At 66.9% G+C, this 20,282-nt stretch carries 18 protein-coding genes; 9 read left to right on the forward strand and 9 right to left on the reverse strand.

Features of this window, described 5'->3' with window-relative positions; all coding sequences use genetic code 11:
* The first annotated feature begins 24 nt into the window (after positions 1–24).
* Positions 25–804 carry a type III pantothenate kinase gene (locus tag AC0WR5_RS07130; RefSeq protein WP_475867853.1) on the forward strand — a complete coding sequence of 260 codons (780 nt, stop codon included), beginning with the start codon at positions 25–27 and terminating at the stop codon, positions 802–804.
* Positions 801–2,477, forward strand: coding sequence for a ribonuclease J (locus AC0WR5_RS07135; RefSeq protein ID WP_475867854.1), 1,677 nt, complete (start codon positions 801–803; stop codon positions 2,475–2,477). The genes AC0WR5_RS07130 and AC0WR5_RS07135 overlap by 4 nt, the downstream gene beginning before the upstream one ends.
* On the opposite strand, the gene AC0WR5_RS07140 is transcribed toward AC0WR5_RS07135, so the two are convergent.
* From AC0WR5_RS07140 to AC0WR5_RS07165, 6 genes are all read right to left on the reverse strand, one after another.
* Positions 2,417–2,806, reverse strand: a complete 390-nt coding sequence (locus tag AC0WR5_RS07140) for a PilZ domain-containing protein (RefSeq protein ID WP_475867855.1) — start codon at positions 2,804–2,806, stop codon at positions 2,417–2,419. The two genes, AC0WR5_RS07135 and AC0WR5_RS07140, sit on opposite strands and share 61 nt — an antisense overlap.
* Before the next feature lie 137 nt (positions 2,807–2,943).
* Positions 2,944–4,524 (reverse strand): DEAD/DEAH box helicase, encoded by a 1,581-nt coding sequence (locus AC0WR5_RS07145; RefSeq protein ID WP_475867856.1) that lies wholly within the window; start codon positions 4,522–4,524, stop codon positions 2,944–2,946.
* A gap of 177 nt (positions 4,525–4,701) precedes the next feature.
* Complete coding sequence (locus AC0WR5_RS07150; RefSeq protein ID WP_475867857.1) at positions 4,702–5,685, reverse strand: glycosyltransferase family 2 protein; 984 nt, start codon at positions 5,683–5,685, stop codon at positions 4,702–4,704.
* Positions 5,682–7,418: a glycosyltransferase family 2 protein gene (locus AC0WR5_RS07155; RefSeq protein ID WP_475867858.1), complete on the reverse strand. Its 1,737-nt coding sequence runs from the start codon at positions 7,416–7,418 to the stop codon at positions 5,682–5,684. Before AC0WR5_RS07155 ends, AC0WR5_RS07150 begins: the two co-directional genes overlap by 4 nt.
* A 55-nt stretch (positions 7,419–7,473) precedes the next feature.
* Positions 7,474–9,081: a peptide chain release factor 3 gene (locus AC0WR5_RS07160; protein ID WP_475867859.1), complete on the reverse strand. Its 1,608-nt coding sequence runs from the start codon at positions 9,079–9,081 to the stop codon at positions 7,474–7,476.
* Positions 9,082–9,375: 294 nt separating this feature from the next.
* Positions 9,376–10,422: a Hint domain-containing protein gene (locus tag AC0WR5_RS07165; protein ID WP_475867860.1), complete on the reverse strand. Its 1,047-nt coding sequence runs from the start codon at positions 10,420–10,422 to the stop codon at positions 9,376–9,378.
* Positions 10,423–10,611: 189 nt separating this feature from the next.
* Between AC0WR5_RS07165 and AC0WR5_RS07170 the strand changes: the two genes are divergently transcribed.
* The 6 genes from AC0WR5_RS07170 to AC0WR5_RS07195 all read left to right on the forward strand — a co-directional run bounded on the left by AC0WR5_RS07170 (position 10,612) and on the right by AC0WR5_RS07195 (position 15,538).
* Positions 10,612–11,391 carry an SDR family oxidoreductase gene (locus tag AC0WR5_RS07170; protein WP_475867861.1) on the forward strand — a complete coding sequence of 260 codons (780 nt, stop codon included), beginning with the start codon at positions 10,612–10,614 and terminating at the stop codon, positions 11,389–11,391.
* 219 nt (positions 11,392–11,610) lie between these two features.
* Positions 11,611–12,672 carry an ABC transporter ATP-binding protein gene (locus AC0WR5_RS07175; RefSeq protein WP_475868929.1) on the forward strand — a complete coding sequence of 354 codons (1,062 nt, stop codon included), beginning with the start codon at positions 11,611–11,613 and terminating at the stop codon, positions 12,670–12,672.
* Positions 12,673–12,918: 246 nt separating this feature from the next.
* Entirely contained in the window at positions 12,919–13,134 is a 216-nt protein-coding gene (locus AC0WR5_RS07180) for a twin-arginine translocase TatA/TatE family subunit (RefSeq protein ID WP_475867862.1), read from the forward strand.
* Positions 13,135–13,140: 6 nt separating this feature from the next.
* Positions 13,141–13,764 carry a Sec-independent protein translocase protein TatB gene (gene tatB, locus AC0WR5_RS07185; protein ID WP_475867863.1) on the forward strand — a complete coding sequence of 208 codons (624 nt, stop codon included), beginning with the start codon at positions 13,141–13,143 and terminating at the stop codon, positions 13,762–13,764.
* 2 nt (positions 13,765–13,766) lie between these two features.
* Positions 13,767–14,702, forward strand: a complete 936-nt coding sequence (tatC, locus tag AC0WR5_RS07190) for a twin-arginine translocase subunit TatC (protein ID WP_475867864.1) — start codon at positions 13,767–13,769, stop codon at positions 14,700–14,702.
* Complete coding sequence (locus AC0WR5_RS07195) at positions 14,699–15,538, forward strand: ATP-binding protein (RefSeq protein WP_475867865.1); 840 nt, start codon at positions 14,699–14,701, stop codon at positions 15,536–15,538. The genes tatC and AC0WR5_RS07195 overlap by 4 nt, the downstream gene beginning before the upstream one ends.
* 254 nt (positions 15,539–15,792) lie before the next feature.
* Here AC0WR5_RS07195 and AC0WR5_RS07200 read toward each other — a convergent pair whose 3' ends face one another.
* From AC0WR5_RS07200 to surE, 3 genes are all read right to left on the reverse strand, one after another.
* Complete coding sequence (locus AC0WR5_RS07200; RefSeq protein ID WP_475867866.1) at positions 15,793–17,064, reverse strand: LysM peptidoglycan-binding domain-containing protein; 1,272 nt, start codon at positions 17,062–17,064, stop codon at positions 15,793–15,795.
* An 84-nt stretch (positions 17,065–17,148) separates the two neighbouring features.
* Complete coding sequence (locus AC0WR5_RS07205; RefSeq protein WP_475867867.1) at positions 17,149–17,808, reverse strand: protein-L-isoaspartate(D-aspartate) O-methyltransferase; 660 nt, start codon at positions 17,806–17,808, stop codon at positions 17,149–17,151.
* A 105-nt stretch (positions 17,809–17,913) separates the two neighbouring features.
* Complete coding sequence (gene surE / locus AC0WR5_RS07210; protein ID WP_475867868.1) at positions 17,914–18,699, reverse strand: 5'/3'-nucleotidase SurE; 786 nt, start codon at positions 18,697–18,699, stop codon at positions 17,914–17,916.
* Positions 18,700–19,074: 375 nt separating this feature from the next.
* On the opposite strand from surE, the gene AC0WR5_RS07215 reads away from it, so the two are divergent.
* Positions 19,075–20,184, forward strand: a complete 1,110-nt coding sequence (locus tag AC0WR5_RS07215) for a tRNA-dihydrouridine synthase (RefSeq protein ID WP_475867869.1) — start codon at positions 19,075–19,077, stop codon at positions 20,182–20,184.
* Positions 20,185–20,282 lie beyond the last annotated feature (98 nt).

The raw sequence follows: 20,282 nt of genomic DNA on the forward strand, positions 1-20,282 counted from the left end.
CTTTGGCGCGGGGGAGGAGAACCCATGCTTCTTGCGATTGATTGCGGGAACACGAATACCGTCTTCTCGATCTGGGACGGGACCGAGTTCCTGTGCACGCTGCGCTGTTCCACGGAACACCAGCGGACCGCGGACCAGTACTACGTCTGGCTGTCGACGCTGCTGGCCCACCACAAGATCCCGCTCGACATAGATGCGGTGATCATCAGCTCGACCGTGCCGCGGGTCGTGTTCAACCTGCGGGTCCTGAGCGACCGCTACTTCAACTGCCGCCCCTACGTGGTGGGCAAACCCGAATGCGCCCTGCCGCACGAGCCGCGGGTGGACGAGGGCACGCAGGTCGGGCCAGACCGGCTGGTGAATACCGCCGGGGCCTTCGACCGCTATGGCGGCGACCTGATCGTGGTGGATTTCGGCACCGCCACCACCTTCGACGTGGTCGATCAGGACGGCTGCTATGTGGGCGGGGTGATCGCGCCCGGGGTGAACCTGTCGTTGCAGGCGCTGCACGAGGCCGCGGCCGCGCTGCCGCATGTGGACGTCACGAAACCCCAGAAGGTGATCGGCACGAACACGGTCGCCTGCATGCAAAGCGGGGTCTTCTGGGGCTATGTCGGGTTGGTACGGGGGATCTGTGACCGTATACAGGCCGAATATGAGCGTCCGATGCGGATAATCTCGACCGGGGGGCTTGCGCCTCTGTTCCAGCAAGGCGATACGCTGTTCGACCATTTCGATGAGTTCCTGACCATCCATGGCCTCAGGATCATCTATGATTACAACGAGAGTTTGGGACCTTCATGAGCAATGACCGGCTGATCTATCTACCCCTTGGCGGTGCCGGGGAAATCGGGATGAATGCCTATGTCTACGGCTGGGGCCCGGAGGGCGAGGAGCGTCTGATCCTCGTCGACCTGGGTGTGGCCTTTCCGGACATGGACACGACGCCCGGTGTGGATCTGATCTTTGCCGATGTCAGCTGGCTGGTGAAGAACAAGCACCGGCTGGAAGCGGTGTTCATCACCCATGCGCACGAGGACCACGTGGGCGCCGTCGGGCACCTCTACGAGCGTCTCGGTGCGCCGGTGATCCATGCCCGTGCCTTCACCGCCAACATCGCCCGTGGCAAGCTCTCGGAATACGGCTTCAGCGACGAGGTGGTGACGACGGCGAGCGCCTGGCCCGAGACGGTCAAGGCCGGCCCCTTCAAGGTGGGCTTCCTGCCGATCTCGCACTCGATCCCCGAAAGCAGCGGCCTTGTCATCGACACGCCCGGCGGTCGGGTGATCCACACAGGCGACTTCAAGCTCGATCACAACCCGCTGGTGGGTGAGGCCTTCGACGAGGCGCTCTGGGCCGAGGTGTCGAAGCCCGGCGTCAAGGCGATGATCTGCGATTCAACCAATGTCTTCTCGCCCAACCCGGGCCGCTCCGAAGAGGAAGTGGGCCCCGAGGTGACCAAGCTGATCGCCGAGGCGCGCGGCATGTTCGTGGCGACGACCTTTGCCAGCAACGTGGCGCGGGTGAAGACCCTGGCCGAGGCCGGTGAACGGGCGGGGCGGTCGATCTGCCTGATGGGCCGTGCCATGCGCCGGATGATCGAAGCCTCGCTGGAAACCGGCGTGCTGAACTCCTTTCCGAAGGTGGTCAGCCCAGAGGACGCCAAGGACATCCCCCGCGAGAACCTGATGCTGATCGTGACCGGCAGCCAGGGCGAGCGCCGTGCGGCCTCGGCCCAGCTGGCACGCGGCAAGTTCCACGGCATCGAGATGAAGGAAGGCGATACCTTCCTGTTCTCGTCCAAGACCATCCCCGGCAACGAGAAGGGCGTGATCCATATCATCAACGCCTTCTCAGAGATGGGCGTGGACGTGGTGGACGACAGCTCGGGCAAGTACCACGTGTCGGGGCACGCCAACCGCCCAGACCTGGAGAAGATGCAGGACGTGGTGAACCCGCAGATGGTAATCCCGATGCACGGCGAGCACCGGCACCTGCGGGAGCACGCCAAGATGAGCATGGTCAAGGGCCGCGCCTCTCTGGTCTGCGTCAACGGCATGATGCTGGACCTGACGTCGAACGATGCACCCAAGGTGGTCGAGTACATCGAGACCGGCCGCACCTACCTGGACGGTTCCGTCCAGATCGGCGCGCTGGACGGGATCGTGCGCGACCGGATCCGCATGGCGCTGAATGGCCATGTGGTGGTGACGCTGGTGCTGGACGAGGAAGACGAGCCGCTGGGCGATCCCTGGTGCGACGTCATGGGGCTGCCCGAGAAGGGCACCAGCAACGCGCCGTTGATCGACGTGCTGGAAGAGGACCTGAGCCAGTTCCTGGGCCGGGCCGATGCCAAGACGCTGCGCGACGATGACAAGCTGGAAGAGGCGCTGCGGCGGATCGTGCGCAACTCCTCTCAGTCGGAGATCGGCAAGAAGCCCGAGGTGACGGTGGTCGTGTCGCGGCTGTCTGCCTGAGCGGCGGCAAGCTCTGCAATAAAGGCCTGGAAAGACGCGGATTTCTGCGCCGCGGGCTCGAACTGGAGGCCGATGTCATGATCGGCCTTCCAGCGCACGTCGGCGCGGAAGGAACAAATCTCCGGCAGGCGGAAGCGCACCAGCTTCTCCAGGCCGCGATAGGCGTTGATGTGCATGGGCAGATGAAGCCCCGCACCGCCAAGCGAGATGTCGGTGAGACGGGCCGTCAGTGACAGGTCCCGGTATATGATCGCGCAGTCGCGATCGAGGGCGTAGCGCTGGAACTTGCGGCGCCCGAGCAATGTTTCCTGATGGATCAGTTCAGCCATGCTGTCACTCCCGTTACGCATACGGGGGTAATGCAGCGCGCCTTAAGGCTTGCTGAACGGGCACGGGGCCCTCTGTCGACAATTCTAGGAAAGATGGTCTGGCTGCCCCGCCGGATCGGGGGGCAGCCGGCGCCGGATCAACCGGCGCGGCGTTCCTCGAAGGAGAGCGCGATGAAGCTGGGCAGGTGATCACCCATGCCGACAACCTTGTTGTCGTTGCCGCGGGGCTTGCCGCCGCGGGAATTGCGGGCCTTGCTGCCGGAGGGTTTCTCGGCGGCGGGCTTGGCCTGCTGTTGCGGCTTGTCTGCCGGCTTTTCGGCCTTTTTCTCGGGCTGCTGCTGACGCGCCGGGGCCTTCTCTGACTTTTCGGGCTGGGCGGCGGCCTTCGGGGCCTCTGCAGGCTTGGCCTCGGGGGCCTCGGCTGCGGTCCCGGTCACGGGCTCTGCTGCCGCCTCTGCGGCGGGCTTGCGGCGCGAACGGGTCCGGGTGCGCTTGGCAGGTGCCTCAGCTGCAGCGGTGGTCTCGGCCTCGGGGCTCGCCTCGGCCTTGGGCGCAGAGGCCTTGGCCAGGCGCTCGGGCAGGTCAAGACGAGGGATCTCGTTGCCGACCAGGCGCTCGATGTCGGCCAGGTTCTTTTCGTCGCGGGGCACACAGATCATGATCGCCTTGCCCTTGCGCCCGGCGCGGCCGGTGCGGCCGATGCGGTGCACGTAGTCCTCGGCATGGCTGGGCACGTCGAAGTTGAAGACGTGGGACACGGAGGGCACGTCGAGACCGCGGGCTGCCACGTCGGAGGCACAGAGGATCTTGAGCGAGCCGTCGCGGAAACCGTCGAGCGTCTTCATGCGGGTCGACTGTTCCAGGTCGCCATGGATCGGCGCGGCATCATAGCCGTATTTCTTCAGCGATTTCGCGGTGATGTCCACGTCGGTCTTGCGGTTGCAGAAGACGATCGCGTTGGTCAGGCTGTCGCCTTCCTTGTCGATCAGCTCGCGCAGGATACGGCGCTTCTCGCTGCCTTCGCGGTCCTTGCGGCTGGCTTTGAACATCAGGACACCCTGTTCGATGTTCTCGCCGGTGGTGGCTTGACGCGCAACCTCGATCCGCTCGGGAGCGGAGAGGAAGGTGTTGGTGATGCGTTCGATTTCCGGCGCCATGGTGGCCGAGAAGAACAGCGTCTGACGGGTGAAGGGCGTGAGCGAGAAGATCTTCTCGATGTCGGGAATGAAGCCCATGTCGAGCATCCGGTCGGCCTCGTCCACCACCATGATCTGCACGCCGGTCAGCAGCAGCTTGCCGCGCTCGAAATGGTCGAGCAGGCGGCCGGGGGTGGCGATCAGCACGTCGACGCCACGGTCGATCAGCGCATCCTGCTCCTTGAAGCTGACGCCGCCGATCAGCAGCGCCTTGGTCAGCTTCATGTGCTTGGTGTAGGTGTCGAAGTTCTCGGCCACCTGGGCGGCGAGTTCGCGCGTCGGGCAGAGCACCAGGCTGCGCGGCATGCGCGCACGGGCGCGGCCCTTGGCGAGACGGGTGATCATCGGCAGCGTGAAGCTGGCGGTCTTGCCCGTGCCCGTCTGCGCGATGCCCAGAACGTCCTTGCCGGCCAGCGCCGGGGGAATCGCACCTGCCTGGATCGGCGTGGGCGATTCATATCCGGCCTCTTCAATGGCCTTGAGAACCTTCGGGTCGAGGTTGAGATCAGAAAACTTGGTCATGTGCATCCGTGGTTTACGGACACTTCCGGCCCGTAGCGTCTGAAAAATTTGGGGCCTTCTTGGCCCCGGGACGGCAGATCGGCCGCGTCCCATGGTGGAGGCGACCTACACCAGAAAGGGGAAAAGGTCAATCTCGGCGGGCATTTGAGGCGATTTAAAGAGGACTCTGCCCGGGGATCATGGCCCGGGGGGACGCATCGCGGGCGAATTCGTCGCCGGAAGGGCCCCTGCCTGAGGGAAATGACGGGCCCGGAGAGCCGCGAAATCCATCCGGGCGGTCCGCAGCAGCCCCTCGGCATGCAGGCGCTCGCGCAGGGGGGGCGTATCGGCGCAGACCTCGTCGAAGAAGCGGCGCAGGCCGGCCTCGCCCTCGGCCGCCTCGAGGGTCGCGAGCAGCGCGTGCAGGTTCTGCGCGTCTGGGGCGCCGCGGGCGGGCTTGAGCTCCTGCCGGTAGGCCCCGCGGGTGAGGCGGAAGCGGAAATGTGCGAGCCAGTCCTCCCAGCTGCGGGCGTGGAGGTGCGCGAGGGTGATCGCGGTGCTCTCGATCTCTCCGGGGTTGCGGCCATGGGGGGTAAAGACGTTGTGGATGCGGAACTCGGCCTCTGGCAGGCCGCGGCGGACGAAGAGCTTGCCCGCTGCATGGGAGAGCATGCCGCCGTTCAGCCAGGCGCCGAACTCGGGATAGAGGCGGGCGGTTACCCGGGTGCGGGCGGCGCTGTCGGCGGGAAAGGCGCGCAGGTTGACCAGCGGCCCGCCTGCGGGGGCGAGCGCCTCGGCGGGGCGCAGGCGCAGGGCGTGGCACCCGGCGGGCAGGGCGTCGAGCGCGGCCGCGACGGGCCCCTCGCAGAGCAGGAATTCGTCGACGTCGACATGGGCGAGCCAGTCGACCTCTCCAAGGCGGTACGCACGGCTGGCGTTGGCCGTCTGGCGCGGCTGGTGGCGCGCGGGGCGGTTTACGCCCAGGCGGCGCCAATAGGCGGCATCGCAGCGGGTGGGGCGGATCCGGGGATGGGCCTTGAGCAGCGGAAAGACCGGGTCTTCGGGATCGTCGAGGTGCAGGAACAGGCGATGCGCACCGAGCTCGAGGTGCCATGCGGCGAAGTCGAGCACCTGCTGCGCCGGGGCACGCAGGGTGGCCACGATGCCCCAGCGGGCTGTCATGCGGCGCGATCCGCGGGCAGGGCGCCGAAGACCTGCAGGCAGCGGGCATCGAGATCGAGATCGCGGGTGACCAGCATGCCGTAGCGTTCGAGCCGGGCGCGCAGTTCGGGCGTGTCGGCGCAGACCTCGCCGAAGAAGCGGTGCAGGCCGGCCTCGCCCTCTTCGTCGCGCAGGAAGGTGAGGATGTCGTGCAGGTCGAAATCCTCGCGGCGCTTGCGGTAACTGCCCTGCTCCAGGCGAAAATTCAGCTTGTCGCGGAAGCCGGACCAGTCGGGCACATGGGCATGGCCGAGCCAGCCGTCCAGCAGATCGGCACGGTTGGCCACCGGCGCGCCCTTTTTCACCAGGTTGTGCAGCCCGAGGCGCACGTCGGCCAGGCCGGTGCGGGCCATTGGCTTGCCCTCCATGTGGCTGACGTAGCCGCCACGGAGATGGCGCCCGAAGGTGGGATAGATCTCCTCCAGCAGGGTGCGATCGTGGCCGGCAAAGCGCGGCGCCAGCTTGAAATGGCTGCCGTCGCCGGCCAGCATCTCGGCCGGGCGGAACTGAAGCACGGCGATGGCATCGGGCACCTGGGCGAGGATCTGGGTGATCGGGGCGGGGGGCATCAGGAATTCGTCGACATCGAGATGCACAAGCCAGTCGAGATCGCTGCGGCGATAGGCATGGGTGGCGTTGCGGATCTGCCGGTTCTGATGCGCCTCGGGGCGGCCGGTGGAATGGCGGCCCCAGTAGGCGGCATCACATTGCACGACTTGCACACGCGGCTCTGTGGCAAAGAAGGCCGCGGCCTCGGGCGAAGGATCGTCGAGATAGAGCGAGACCCGGGCGGCGCCCTCGGTGAGGTGATAGGCGGCAAAGCGGGCGATCTGGGCCAGCGGCGCGCGGACGGTGGCGACGACGCCCCAGTCCGGCGCGGCCGAACGGGCAATGCCACGGGTCGAGGCGACCTGAGCCTTGTCCTTTATCCGCTTGATCGCAAAGAGCTTGTCGGGGACCGGGTGGCGGGCCTGCCGGGCGGTGCGCATCATCCGGAAACGGCGGAAGACCGAGCGCGGATCCTCGTCCAGGCGGGTCAGCAGGTGATGCGCCAGGGGGCGGATCACAGGGTCTTCCTCGGCCTCGAGCCAGATCCGGCCGAGCATGTTCACGTCGAGCCCGCCGGTGGTGATGGCATAGGGATCCATCTCGAGCGGCAGCTCCTGCTTTTGCCGTTTGCCGGCAAAGGGTTGATCGGGCGGGGCGCCGGAGAAGAGCCGCTCGGTCTCGTAGAGCTTCATGGTGGAGAAGAGCACCGACAGCGCATGGCCGACGCGGCGCTGCACCTCGGTGGTGCCGTGATCGCCGAAGGTGGTGATGGCGGAGACCAGCCAGCGCGGGTTCAGCCCGGCCAGAAGATCCTCGGCATGTTCGGCCCAGATCCGCTGGAAGAGCGGCGCGCATTGCGGCGGCTGATCGCGGCGCCTGAGGTTGGCGATGAGCAGGCCGTGCAGGTAGAGAAGCCGCGGCTGCCCGGCGAATTCCTCGTGCAGTTCCCGCACCTTGTAGGCGAAGGTCGAGCCGGAGGAGGCATAGGGTTCGGGCACCTCGCCGATGGTCTGAACCAGCAGCGGTGCCAGGGCCAGTGTTTCGGGCGGGAGGTGCTCTCCGGGGCCGAAACGGAAGGGATCGCGGCGGGTTTCCATCTGCGCGATGACGCGTTCGAACCCGCCGTATGTCGAAGAGCTGCTCATGGGGCGAGAATGCCCGCGCGGGGGGACCCGCGCAAGCGCGCTCTCTGTCTGCCCCTCAGACCATCATCTCTTTCGTGGCCGAGAGCGTGATCTCGGGGAAGTCGCGCACGATCCGGTCGATGTCCCATTGCAGGCGCGTCAGGTAGACGATGTCGCCGTCATGGTCATAGGAGATGTGCTGTTTGTTGGTATTCACAAACTTATCGAGGGCTTGGCGGTCCCCCGTGGCCCATCTGGCAGAGGTGAACTGCGACGGCTCGAAGCGCACCGGGATGCCGTATTCGAGCTCGATCCGGCTTGCCAGCACCTCGAACTGAAGCGCGCCGACGACGCCGACGATGAAGCCGGAGCCGATGGCGGGCTTGAAGACCTTTGCGGCGCCTTCCTCGGCGAATTGCATCAGCGCCTTTTCCAGGTGCTTGCCCTTCATCGGGTCGGTGGCGCGGATGCTTTGCAGCAGTTCCGGCGCGAAGGAGGGGATACCAGTAGCACGAATGGCTTCCCCTTCGGTTAACGTATCGCCGATGCGCAGCTGGCCGTGGTTCGGAATGCCGATGATGTCGCCGGCCCAGGCCTCTTCGGCGAGTTCGCGGTCGGAGGCGAGGAAGAGCACCGGGTTGGAGATTGCCATCGGCTTCTTGGTGCGCACATGGGTCAGTTTCATGCCGCGCTTGAAGTGGCCGGAGGCCAGCCGGACAAAGGCCACGCGGTCGCGGTGCTTGGGGTCCATGTTGGCCTGCACCTTGAAGACGAAGCCGCAAACCTTTGTTTCCTCGGGCGAAACCTGACGCGGGCTGGCGCTCTGGGGCTGCGGCTCGGGGCCGTAGGTGGCGATGCCGTCCATCAGTTCCTTGACCCCGAAGGAGTTGATCGCAGAGCCGAACCAGATCGGCGTCATCGTGCCATCCAGCAGGGCCTGCTGGTCGAAGGCGGGCAGCAGCTCGCGGGCCATCTCGACCTCTTCGCGGAGCTTTTCCAGCAGCTCGGCGGGCACGTGCTCGTCAAGCTTGGGATCGTCCAACCCCTTGATCGAAATGGATTCCGCCACCTTGTTCCGGTCGGCGCGGTCCATCAGCTCGAGCCGGTCGTTGATCATGTCGTAGCAGCCGAGGAAATCCCGGCCCACACCGATGGGCCAGGAGGCCGGCGTCACGTCGATGGCCAGATTTTCCTGAATTTCATCAATGATGTCAAAGGTATCGCGGCTTTCCCGGTCCATCTTGTTACAGAAGGTCAGGATCGGCAGATCGCGCAGGCGGCAGACCTCGAAGAGCTTCTGCGTCTGGCTTTCCACGCCCTTTGCTCCGTCGATCACCATGATCGCCGCATCCACCGCCGTCAGGGTGCGATAGGTGTCCTCGGAGAAGTCCGAGTGGCCGGGTGTATCGACGAGATTGAAGCGGAAGGTCTTGAAATCGAAAGACATTGCAGAGGCCGAGACGGAGATGCCGCGGTCCTTTTCCATCTGCATGAAGTCCGAGCGCGTGCGCCGCGCCTCGCCCTTTGCCCGCACCTGACCAGCCATCTGGATGGCGCCACCGTAGAGAAGGAACTTCTCGGTCAGGGTGGTCTTGCCCGCATCCGGGTGCGAAATGATCGCAAAGGTGCGGCGCCGCGCGATTTCGGGCGGCAATTCGGGGCGGTTTGAAGCGGAATCCAGCATGTGGCGGCGTATACCACCACCCGAAAAAAGGGCAAGCGTACGCTGGGGTAAGGAATGTCTGAACGCAACGCTCTCGACGTCGGTATCGCGTCGGTATCACGTCGGTATCGCGACGGTGCGACTTGACCCGGGGTCCTGCGTTAACGACTCGCACCAGGTGGTAAAGAGGGCGCACGCCGTGAACGGCGCGTTAAAGGGGGTGCCGGGAGGTGGGGGGCGTGCCCGGGCCGGTCGCGAAACCGCCTTTGGGCCGAGCGGGCCGGGAGGCAGGTGGACAAACCTGCAGCTGCGGTGTCAGCCCTGCGGGCGGCGCGGCCTGTTGCGGGAGGCGGAGCGCAGCAGCTCGAGCGCATCGCGGCGCTGCAGGTCGCGCGGACGCAGCTCGAATTCCTGCGGCAGGAAGGGCGAGGGGTTGGCGCCGGACGCGAAGCGGGCGCTGATCTCGATGGGCAGGGCGGCGCGGGTGCGGGCATCGACGAGCAGCGTCTCGGCGGCGATCCCCTCGGCATAGATGATCTGATGGCTGTCGAAGAGCAGCTGGAAGTAATCGACGAAACCGCCCTCGAGCCAGTGCACGGTGGTGCCGTTCACCAGGTGGCGGGCGCGCACCAGCACCTCCTTGCGGCCGAGCCCCAGGGTATCCTGCCGCTGGTAGATGAAGAGCCGGTGATCGGGGCTGACGATCAGGTCGTTGGTGTTCGACAGGGCGCCGGCGGTGATCACGATGGGAGCCATCTCGCCATGGGCGCGGATCGTCGTCTCGCCGATCCAGCGGATCGGCTGGGCGCCGGCATCGCGGGTCAGCACCATGTCGCCCAGCTGCAGGTCCTCGATGGCGCGCTGTGCGCCGTCGGCGAGCGTGATCATCGTGCCGCGCGAGAAGGAGACGCAGGTGACCTCGGCCAGCTTGCGATAGGCGCTCTCGGTGTCGATGCCCACCAGCTCGTAATCGGTGCGCGGGGTCATGGCGACGAGGGGCAGCAGGTAGATGTCGAGCAGGGCGCCGGCATCGGGGCTGTCCTCGGGGGCAACCTCGACCAGCACGAGGGCCTCGGTGGTGGCGCCGTCGGGCGACATGAAGGTGAGGCAGCTGTCGAGGAAAAGCCGCGCGCCCGGCGTGCCGGCGCGGCTGTCGGGGCCGACGCGGGCATCGCGCTCGCCGTAGATGTCGACGGTGAGCGGGCAGGGGCGGGCGCCGTCCTCCAGGGCATAGCAGTCGCCCGGCTCGAGCTCGGCCGCATGGGAGAGGGAATCGCCCTCGTTCACGCCATGCACGACGCGGAAGGCTGCCGAGGGCAGCACGGGCACGGCGGTGGAGCTCTGGATCGGGTCGCTGGCCATGGCGGGGCGCCAATTCCTTCGTGGCGGGGCGGGACAGCCCGGAAAGATATCTTTTTCTAACCGCTATTTGATGCCGGTTACAAACCAGTTACGACGGTGGCGTGCAAAAGTTGCAGCCGCGCCGCGGTTGCGGGGCCGGTGCCGAGGCAGGCCCCGGGCGCGGCCGGCAGGATGGCAGAGGAGAGACAGATGGATTTGGGAATTCGCGGCAAGAGGGCGCTGGTGACGGCCTCGTCGAAGGGGCTGGGCAAGGGCTGTGCCATGGCGCTGGCCGAGGCGGGTGTGGACCTGGTGCTGAACGCGCGGGGCGCCGAGGCGCTGGAGGCCACGGCGGCCGAGATCCGCGCGGCCCATGGCGTGGAGGTGACGGCGGTGGCCGCCGATATCGTCAGTGAGGCGGGCCGGGCAGAGGTTCTGGAGGCCGCGGGGCAGGTGGACATCCTGGTGACCAATGCCGGCGGGCCGCCCCCGGGCATGTGGACCGACTGGGACCGCGAGGATTTCATCAAGGCGCTGGATGCCAACATGCTGACGCCGATCGCGCTGATGAAGGCGCAGCTGCCGGGGATGATGGAGCAGGGCTGGGGCCGGGTGGTGAACATCACCTCGCAGTCGGTCAAGGCGCCGATCGGGCAGCTGGGCCTGTCGAACTCGGCCCGCGCCGGGCTGACCGGATACGTGGCCGGCACCGCGCGGCAGGTGGCGCCGAAGGGCGTGGTGATCAACAACCTGCTGCCGGGCATCCATGACACCGACCGCGCGCTGTCGCTGGACGGCGGGGTGGTCAAGGCGAAGGGCATCACCATGGAAGAGGCGCGCGAGGCGCGGATGGCGGGGATTCCGGCCCATGCCTATGGCAGCCCCGAGCATTTCGGCCAGACCTGCGCCTTTCTCTGCTCGCAATACGTGGCCTTCATGATCGGCCAGAACGTCCTGCTCGACGGTGGCGCCTTCAACTCGACGATGTGACGCCACAGCCCGCCTGCCCGCATTGCGCGGGTGGGCGGGGGCTGTTACATCCGGCGGAACGCAAGTCTTTCTGTCGGAAACGCCATGCCCCAGACCCCCGGCCACGGGACGCCCCCCGCAGGAGGGCCGCGCGAGCGCACGCCTGCCGCCGCAACTGCCGCCACTGCCGCCACAGGTGACGGTACGGCCGATCGCGGGGCGGAGGCGCCGGTGCCGCGCCTGGAGATCCGCAACCTGACCCGCGCGTTTGGCGGCGTGGAGGTGGTGCGCGATGTCTCTCTCACGGTGATGCCGGGGCAGGTGACCTGCCTGCTGGGTCCCTCGGGCTGTGGCAAGTCGACGACGCTCAGGATGATCGCGGGCGTCGAGATGCAGGACGCGGGCGAGATCCACGTTGACGGCAAGCTGATCTGCGACACGGTGTTTCGGGTGCCGCCGGAGCGCCGCCATATCGGGTTGATGTTTCAGGATTTCGCGCTGTTCCCGCACCTGACGGTGGCGCAGAACGTGGCCTTTGGCCTGAGCGGGCCGAAGGCGGCACAGCGCGCACGGGTCGAGGAACTGCTCTCGCGCGTCGACCTGCTGCGCTATATCGACGATTACCCGCATCACCTCTCGGGGGGCGAACAGCAGCGCGTGGCGCTGGCACGCGCCCTGGCCCCGCGGCCGCGGGTGATGCTGATGGACGAACCCTTCTCGGGCCTCGACAACCGGCTGCGCGACGAGATCCGCGACCAGACGCTCGACGTGCTGAAGGAGGAGGGCGCAGCGGTGCTGCTGGTGACGCATGAGCCCGACGAGGCCATGCGCATGGCCGACGAGATCGCGCTGATGCGCGCCGGCCGCATCGTGCAGCAGGGCGCGCCCTACAATATCTACAACGCCCCGCGCGACCGCGAGGCGGTGGCCTTCTTCAGCGACATCAACGTGATCCGCGGACGGGTGCAGGGGGCGCTGACCGACACGCCCTTCGGCCAGTTCCTGGCCCCGGGGCAGCCCGACGGCGCGGAGGTGGAGATCGTGATCCGCCCCCAGCACCTGCGCATCGACTTCGATCGCAGCGGCTCGGGGCCGCTGCCGACCCCCGAACACGGCACCCCGGCGCGCGGCGTGGTGCAACGTGCCCGTTTTATGGGCAACGAGAGCCTGGTGGAATTCCGCATGGATCACGACGGCTCGATCCTCAAGGCGACGGTGCCGAATGTCTTCCTGCCGCGGCCCGGAAAGCCGCTCTGGCTGACCATCCGGCGCGACCGTTGCTTTGTTTTCCCGGTGTCCTGAGCCGCCGGCGCAATCTGCCCTTGTTTCCCTGTTGCCAAATATCCTCCCCGAAGGGTCGGCGCATCGCGCCGAATGCGCCACCAGTGGCGGCCGGGCCCTCCGGGGGGGATATTTCCAACAGGGAAACATATGAAAGTGCAAAATATCGGGAGCGGGGCGCTTTGGTCTTTCATCCCTGCCTCCGAGCCATTAGATACGCACTGCAACCGGACGGAAGACGTCCGTCCGTTCTAGGGGAGACCTGATATGCTGAACAATATTGGCCTGCCTGGCCTTCTTCTGATCGCCGTCGTCGTGCTGGTGCTGTTTGGCCGCGGCAAGATCTCGTCGCTGATGGGCGAAGTCGGCAAGGGCATCACCGCCTTCAAGAAGGGCGTCGATGAAGGCGGCAAGGAAATCGAGGACGAAAAAGCCTCGAACGCAGTCGACGTGACTCCGGAAGAGTCGAAAGACAAGGTCTGATCTCCCATGTTCGGAATGGGGTGGACGGAGATCCTGCTGATCGGGATCGTGGCCCTGATCGTGGTCGGGCCCAAGGAATTGCCGGGGCTTTTCCGCAATGTCGGCCAGTTCATGGGACGGGCCAAGGGCATGGCGCGCGAGTTTACCCGCGCCATGGAAGAAGCGGCCGACCAGTCCGGCGTCAAGGACGCGACGGATAGTTTCAAGAACCTGTCCGACCCGCTGAAAGGCCTGTCGAACCCGAAGAAATACGGGCTCGACAAGGTCAGGGAAGCGGCCGACATCTCGAAGCCCTACAAGTCTGCCAGCGCCACGACGACGAGTTCGGCGGCGGGGACTGCGAAGGCCGACAGCGCCACCGGCCAGCTCTCGGCCGAACGGGCAGAGGCCTCGAGGAAGATCCAGGAAAGCGCCGCCCAGGCCGCCACGAAGCGGATGGAGGCCGAGGCCAGGGCCCGCACCACTGAACAAGCCGTGCCGGTCGATGCGCCCGCACCGATGCCCCAGCAGCCGCGCCAGACGTCGGCCAGCCGGGCCTCGGGTCACCGCGCCGCCAAGCCGGTCAATCGCCCCGTGGGCCGCGGCAAGACCGCGACCCGGGCGAAATCCGCCCCCACCAAGAAAGGCTGAGCATGAGCGATACGGACGAGCTGGAGGATACCTCCGCGCCGCTGATCGAACATCTCGCCGAGCTGCGAACGCGCCTGATCTACTCGGTCCTGGCCTTCGTGGTCGGCATGGCGATCTGTTTCACCGTCTGGAACCCGATCTTCAACTTCCTGACGGAACCGCTCTGCCGGGCGCGCGGCGCCATGGGCGAGGATTGCGGGCTGATCCTGATCAAGCTGCAGGAAGGGTTCTTCGTTGCGGTCTCGATCTCGCTCATGGGCGGGCTGATCCTCAGCTTCCCGGTGATCTCCTACCAGATGTGGCGGTTCGTGGCCCCCGGGCTCTACAAGAACGAGCGCGGCGCCTTCCTGCCCTTCATGATCGCCTCGCCCTTCATGTTCCTGCTGGGCGCGGCCTTTGCCTATTACGTCGTCACGCCGATGGCCTTCAACTTTTTCCTGGGCTTCCAGCAGCCGGGCACGCTGATGACCGATGACGGGGTGCAGACGGGCGGCATCGCCTCGATCGCCTTCCAGGGCTCGGCGCAGGAATACCTGAAGCTGACGATCAAGTTCATCGTCGCCTTCGGCCTCTGCTTCCAGCTGCCGGTGCTGCTGACCCTGATGGGCAAGGCGGGGCTGGTGAGTGCCGAGGGCCTGGGCGCGATGCGGAAATATGCCGTTGTCGCCATCCTGGTGCTGGCCGCCGTGGTCACGCCGCCGGATGTCATCACCCAGGTGATCCTCTTCGTGGTGGTCTATGGCCTCTACGAGATCTCCATATTCCTGGTGCGCCGGGTCGAGAAGAAACGCGAGGCACGTCTGCGCGCCGAGGGCCTCTGGGACGAGGACATCGACGGGCCTGGCCACATGGGCGATCCGGAGGCCGCCGCGGACGCGGCGGAGGCCGAAGCCGAAGCCGAAGCCGATGAGGGCCCCGGGCCCGACGGGAAGAAATGACCGATCCGCTGGACCGCATCGCGGCGGCGCTGGAGCGCATGGCGCCGGCGCCGCTCGAGGCCCCCGATTTCGACGGCGCCGAGGCCTTTGTCTGGCACACCCGGCCGGAATACCTCGAGCCGGTGACCCGGATCTCGCGGGTCGAGATGGGGCTGCTGGTGGGCGTCGACCGGTCGCGCGACACGCTTCTGGCAAACACGCTGCAATTCGCCCGCGGTCACGGCGCCAACAACGCGCTGCTCTGGGGCGCGCGGGGCATGGGCAAGTCCAGCCTGGTGAAATCGGTCCATGCCGAGGTGGTGCGCCAGGGGCTGCCGCTGAAGATCGTCGAGCTGCAGCGCGAGGACCTGCCCAGCGTGGCGCGGCTGCTGCAGCTGCTGGGGCACAGCGATCATCGCTTCCTGCTCTTCTGCGACGACCTGAGCTTCAGCCACGATGACCAGCACTACAAGTCGCTGAAGGCGGTTCTCGACGGCGGCATCGCCGGACGGCCGGAAAACGTGCTCTTCTATGCCACCTCGAACCGCCGCCACCTGATGCCGCGTGACATGATCGAGAACGAGCGCAGCTCGGCGATCAATCCGGGCGAGGCGGTGGAGGAGAAGGTCTCTCTCTCCGATCGCTTCGGCCTCTGGCTGGGCTTCCATCCCTGTACCCAGGACGAATACCTGGAAATGATCGACGGCTATTGCGCCGCCCATGGCGTGAGCGTCGATCCGGAGATCCTGCGCGCCGAGGCCATCGAATGGCAGGCAACGCGGGGCGGGCGCTCGGGGCGCGTGGCCTGGCAGTTCTTTACTGACCTGGCCGGGCGGCACGGCGTTTCGCTCGGCTGAAGGCCCCTTCGGGGCCTGCCTCCGGCGGGGATATTTCCGGCCAGGTGAAAGAGCCGCGATGCGCGTCTTGACTGCCCGCGCGGCCTGATCTGCCGGGCGTGACCTTTCTCTTCTTCATCTTTCTTCGAATACTCCGGGGGAGGCTGCCGCAGGCAGGCGGGGCAGAGCCCCCTGCAGCAGTGACGCCTGCGCGATCCAACGAAAAGGGGCGGCCCGTCGGAGCCGCCCCAGGCTGTTGCGAAGACTTTTGGCTGTCACTGCAGGTAGGTCATCGGATCCACGGTATCGAGGCCCTTGCGGACCTCGAAGTGCAGGTAGGATTCACCCGTGCCCGGGATCACGGCGATCTGCTGGCCGCGTTCGACGCTGTCGCCCTTTTTCACCACGATGCCGTCGATGTTGGAATAGAGCGTCAGCAGGTTGCCCTCGTGCTTGATCACCACGACGCTCTCGTTGTCGGTGTCCTGGATGATCGCGGCGACGGTACCGGAGGAGGCGGCCTTGACCGGGGCGCCGCTGCTGGCGGCGAGGTCGATGCCGTCGTTCTTTCCCTTCTGGTATTCGCGCACGATGCGGCCCTGCACCGGATAGCCCATCTGGGCCGAGGAGGGGCGCTGTTCGGCGCCGAGGTTGGGCGCCATGGTGGCCGAGGCCTCCTGCGCCTGGGCGCGGGACTGGGCCACGGTGGCGGGCTGTTCGGCGGGCAGCGGCTCGGAGGCCGAGGGCGGCACCGGGGTGGGCGAGCCGACGCCCGGCGCGGTGGTGCCGGAGGCCTCCGGCGTGGCGGCCTGGGCCACCACAACGGGGATCAGCAGGGTCTGGCCCTCGCGCAGGGTGAAATTGCCGTCGAGCCCGTTCCAGTCGGCCAGCGAGCGCACCGAGACGTCGTAGAGGCGGGCGATCGTATAGGCGGTTTCGCCGCGTTTGACGGTGTGGCGGATGGGCTCCTGGCCGGCGGGGGCGGCGGGCGTGCTGGGCGCCGCGGCGGCGGTGCTGCCGGAAGCGGGCGGCAGGGTGCTGACCGAGACGCCGCCCGGCGCGCGGTCGATGGCATTGCCGGCCATCTGGGCGAAATCGCTGTTCGAGGTGGCAGGTTCGGAGACCCGGCCCGGGATCACCAGCACTGCGCCTTCGTTCATCATGTCGCCGGTCTGCACGCCGTTCTTGGAGGCCAGGGCCTCGGGCGAGACGCCGACCCGCTGGGCGATCATGGCGACGGTATCGCCGCGCTGCGCCACGGCGACCTGGTAGCTGGGATAGGAGATGACGCCGCGGCTGTCGGGCTGCGGCCGGGCGGCGGTGGCGGAGCGGGCCGCCTCGGCCGTGGAGAAGCCGCCGAAGCCGCCGCGCAGGTCCGGGTCGAGCCCGTTGGTGCAGCCGGCGGCGATGGCCAGCAGGCTGGTGGCGGCGATCACGCGGACGAGGGGCGCGCGCCGGGGCAGGCCACGGGCGTTGTCGCAGGTGGGCCGGCGGCGGGTATGGCGGGCGATCTGGCGGGCGGGCAGGCCCCGCAGGGATGCGGTCATCTGTTCGATCCTCGTTCCTCTCCCCCGGGGCCGCGGTGGCGGTTTGGGGGCGGTAAGGCGCCGGTTCTGCGACCGGTCGCCGGTTCAGCCGTCCTTGCCCATGCCCTCGAGAAGCGGCACGAAGCGGACGGGGCGCAATTCGTCGTATTCCAGGCCCTCGGCGAGCTTGCGGACACGGATCAGGCTCTGAACCGTATCCGACTGGCCCACGGGCAGCACCATGATACCGCCGACCTTGAGCTGAGCCAAGAGCGGCCCCGGGGGGTCTTCGGCCGCGGCGGTCACGAGGATGCGATCAAAGGGGGCATGATCGGGCAGCCCGTGCGAGCCGTCGGCGGCGAAGGTGATGATGTTGGTCAGGCCTTCGCGGTCGAAGATCTGCTTTGCCTCGCGTACCAGCCGGGTGTGGCGGTCCACGGTATAGACCCGCCGCGCCAGGTGCGACAGGATCGCGGCCTGGTAGCCGGAGCCGGTGCCGACCTCCATCACCTTGTCGCGGGGGCTGACCTCGAGCGCCTGGGTCATCAGGCCCACAACGGAGGGTTGCGAGATCGTCTGGCCGCAGGCGATGGGCAGGGGCATGTCCTCGTAGGCACGCTCGGAGAAGATGCCACGGATGAACTGGCCGCGATCGACCTTTTCCATGGCTTCGAGCACGCGCTTGTCGGTGACCCCGCGGGAGCGGAGGCTGAAGAGAAACTGCATCTTGCGTTCTGCTATCGAGGAGTCTTCGTCCTGATTCATCTGAGCGCTGTCCTGTTCCGGCGGCGGGGCGGGGGCGGACCCCCTGATTTCCCGCAAGGATGCGGGAAACGGGGCGCGCGGGAAAGGAACAATCGCGCGCGGGACTTATTCGATGCTCTTGAGCGTGTCCAGAAGGTCATGGGCGGTGAGATCCGCCCGCATCGGCGTCACCGAGACATAGCCCTCGAGGTTCGCGGCCACGTCGCCACCGGGGGTGGAGGCGCGGCGCTGATCGCCGCCCTGTGCCCAGAGGAAGCGCCGCCCGGAGGGAGAGACATGGGGCTGGACGGTAAAGCCCGGCCCGCCGTGGCGATAGCCCTGGGGCACGACGCGGCGGCCCTTGACCTCGGCTGCGGGGATCGAGGGGAAGTTGATGTTGTAGAAGGTGTGGTAATCGGGGACGTCGGCATTGTGCAGCGCCAGCACGGCGCGCACCACGTCGGGGCCGAAGGTGAGCGCGGCCTCGTAGGGATCCTCGAGATCGGCGTTGCCGGGGCCCCAGAACTGCGACAGCGCCATGGCGGGCAGGCCCTGCAGCGCGCCCTCCATCGCCCCGCCGAGGGTGCCGGAATAGACGGCGTTCTCGCCAGAGTTGTTGCCGCGGTTGACGCCGGAGAGCACGAGGTCGATCGGCTGGCCCTTGAGCACGTCGTGCACGCCCGCCAGCACGCAGTCGGCCGGGCTGCCCTCGGCCGCGAAACGGCGCGGGCCCATCTCGGAGATCATCGTGGGGTGGGCATAGGAGATGCAATGGGCGACGCCCGACTGCTCGAAGGCGGGCGCGACGGTCCAGACCTCGCCGTCGGGGCCCGCGATCTCGGCGGCGATGGCCTCGAGCGTGCGCAGGCCGCGCGCGTTGATGCCGTCGTCGTTGGTAATGAGAATGCGCATGGTTCGCCCCCTGTTCCGCTGCTCCACCCCCCGTGCATAGGCGAGGGGGGCGGCAGGGGCAAGGTGGCGCGGGCCGGGGCCGGGGAGATGGGGCGCGGTGCCGGTGCCGGGAGGCGGCGGCGGGCCGGTACGGGGCCGATCAGGGGCCGATCAGGGGCTGATCAGGGGGCAGTGCGGCGCGCGGCCGGTCCTGCGGTGCCGGGAGGTGGCCTGCCGGCCGAGGCGCCGCGAACGCACATCTGTTGCTCATGTCTTAATCATCAGCGGCCATAATCGGCCCTGCCAGGCAGGTCCGCGGGGCGGGGTTCGCGAAAATTATTGACTTGTTGGTAAAAAAATTTGGTCCTGTACATGACACAGCAGGAGGGATGCGCCATGCCGATTGATCTTACTACACACTTTACCGGTCTCGACTTCGTGAATCCGTTCGTTCTGGCCTCTGCGCCGCCGACGGAGAGCAAACGCAAGATCCTGAAGGCTTTCGAGGCCGGCTGGGGCGGGGTCGTCACCAAGACGATCGGCCTGCACCCGGTGGAAAACGTCGCCGGGCCGAAGACCATCTATCAGCGGACCAGCGAGGAGGCGCCCTATGTCTCTCGCAACAAGCGGCCCGACACGGTGTCGCATTCGTCCTGGAACTGGGAGCTGATCTCGGATCAGCCGCTGGAGCAATGGCTGCCCGATCTCAAGGAGATCAAGGAGACCTATCCCGACCGCATCGTCATCGCCTCGATCATGGCCGGTGCCGGCAGCGAGGAAGAGATGAAGAACTGGCAGAAGCTGGCCACCGCCGTGATCGGCGTGGGCTGCGATGCGCTGGAACTGAACCTGTCCTGCCCGCACATGGACCGCAAGGACATGGGCGCCCATGTGGCCAACGACGAAGAGGTCATCCGCTCGGTGCTGAAGGCGGTGAAGGACGTGGTGGACGTGCCGGTCTGGGTCAAGCTGACGCCCTCGACCTCTTCCTTTGTCGAGGCGGCGGGCGTGGCCTATGATGCGGGCGCCTCGGCGATCTCGCTCTGCAACACCTTCCCGTCGCTGCCGCTGATGGATCCGGAAACCCTGAAGTTCGAGGTGGAGGTCGATGGGCTGGTGACCTCGGGCGGCCAGGGCGGCCTCGCGATCCTGAACCAGGCGCTGCAGAAGGTGAACTCGCTGTCGAAGGCCTATCCGGATCAGGCGATCTCGGGCATCGGCGGCATCAAGGGCTTCCGCGAGGCCTTCAACTTCATCGCCCATGGCGCCGGCAACCTGCAGGTCTGCACCGCCGCGATGGAGGAAAAGGGCAGCGGCGGCGTTGGCGTCAAGATGATCCAGGAGCTGACAAGCGAGCTGAGCGTTTACCTGGAACGCAAGGGCTATGCCTCGATCGAGGACTTCCGTGGCATCGCGCGCGACCGGATCGTGGAGCATTCCCAGATCCGCCGGAAGAGCGAAGACTATAACGGCGGCTATGCGCAATCCTCCGAGACGGCTGCCTGATACAGCTGCCTGATACGGGAGCCTGATATGGGAGCCTGATACGGGAGCCTGAAGGGCCCCCGGCAGGCGGATCCGACGGAAATACCGGGGTTTGAGAC

This window comes from Pseudooceanicola sp. DL12, from assembly GCF_056270665.1.

Coding starts and splice junctions, on each gene's coding strand:
- AC0WR5_RS07130 (WP_475867853.1), top strand. CDS start 25: ATGCTTCTTGCGATTGATTGCGGGAACACGAATACCGTCTTCTCGATC.
- AC0WR5_RS07135 (WP_475867854.1), top strand. CDS start 801: ATGAGCAATGACCGGCTGATCTATCTACCCCTTGGCGGTGCCGGGGAA.
- AC0WR5_RS07140 (WP_475867855.1), bottom strand. CDS start 2,806: ATGGCTGAACTGATCCATCAGGAAACATTGCTCGGGCGCCGCAAGTTC.
- AC0WR5_RS07145 (WP_475867856.1), bottom strand. CDS start 4,524: ATGACCAAGTTTTCTGATCTCAACCTCGACCCGAAGGTTCTCAAGGCC.
- AC0WR5_RS07150 (WP_475867857.1), bottom strand. CDS start 5,685: ATGACAGCCCGCTGGGGCATCGTGGCCACCCTGCGTGCCCCGGCGCAG.
- AC0WR5_RS07155 (WP_475867858.1), bottom strand. CDS start 7,418: ATGAGCAGCTCTTCGACATACGGCGGGTTCGAACGCGTCATCGCGCAG.
- AC0WR5_RS07160 (WP_475867859.1), bottom strand. CDS start 9,081: ATGCTGGATTCCGCTTCAAACCGCCCCGAATTGCCGCCCGAAATCGCG.
- AC0WR5_RS07165 (WP_475867860.1), bottom strand. CDS start 10,422: ATGGCCAGCGACCCGATCCAGAGCTCCACCGCCGTGCCCGTGCTGCCC.
- AC0WR5_RS07170 (WP_475867861.1), top strand. CDS start 10,612: ATGGATTTGGGAATTCGCGGCAAGAGGGCGCTGGTGACGGCCTCGTCG.
- AC0WR5_RS07180 (WP_475867862.1), top strand. CDS start 12,919: ATGCTGAACAATATTGGCCTGCCTGGCCTTCTTCTGATCGCCGTCGTC.
- tatB (WP_475867863.1), top strand. CDS start 13,141: ATGTTCGGAATGGGGTGGACGGAGATCCTGCTGATCGGGATCGTGGCC.
- tatC (WP_475867864.1), top strand. CDS start 13,767: ATGAGCGATACGGACGAGCTGGAGGATACCTCCGCGCCGCTGATCGAA.
- AC0WR5_RS07195 (WP_475867865.1), top strand. CDS start 14,699: ATGACCGATCCGCTGGACCGCATCGCGGCGGCGCTGGAGCGCATGGCG.
- AC0WR5_RS07200 (WP_475867866.1), bottom strand. CDS start 17,064: ATGACCGCATCCCTGCGGGGCCTGCCCGCCCGCCAGATCGCCCGCCAT.
- AC0WR5_RS07205 (WP_475867867.1), bottom strand. CDS start 17,808: ATGAATCAGGACGAAGACTCCTCGATAGCAGAACGCAAGATGCAGTTT.
- surE (WP_475867868.1), bottom strand. CDS start 18,699: ATGCGCATTCTCATTACCAACGACGACGGCATCAACGCGCGCGGCCTG.
- AC0WR5_RS07215 (WP_475867869.1), top strand. CDS start 19,075: ATGCCGATTGATCTTACTACACACTTTACCGGTCTCGACTTCGTGAAT.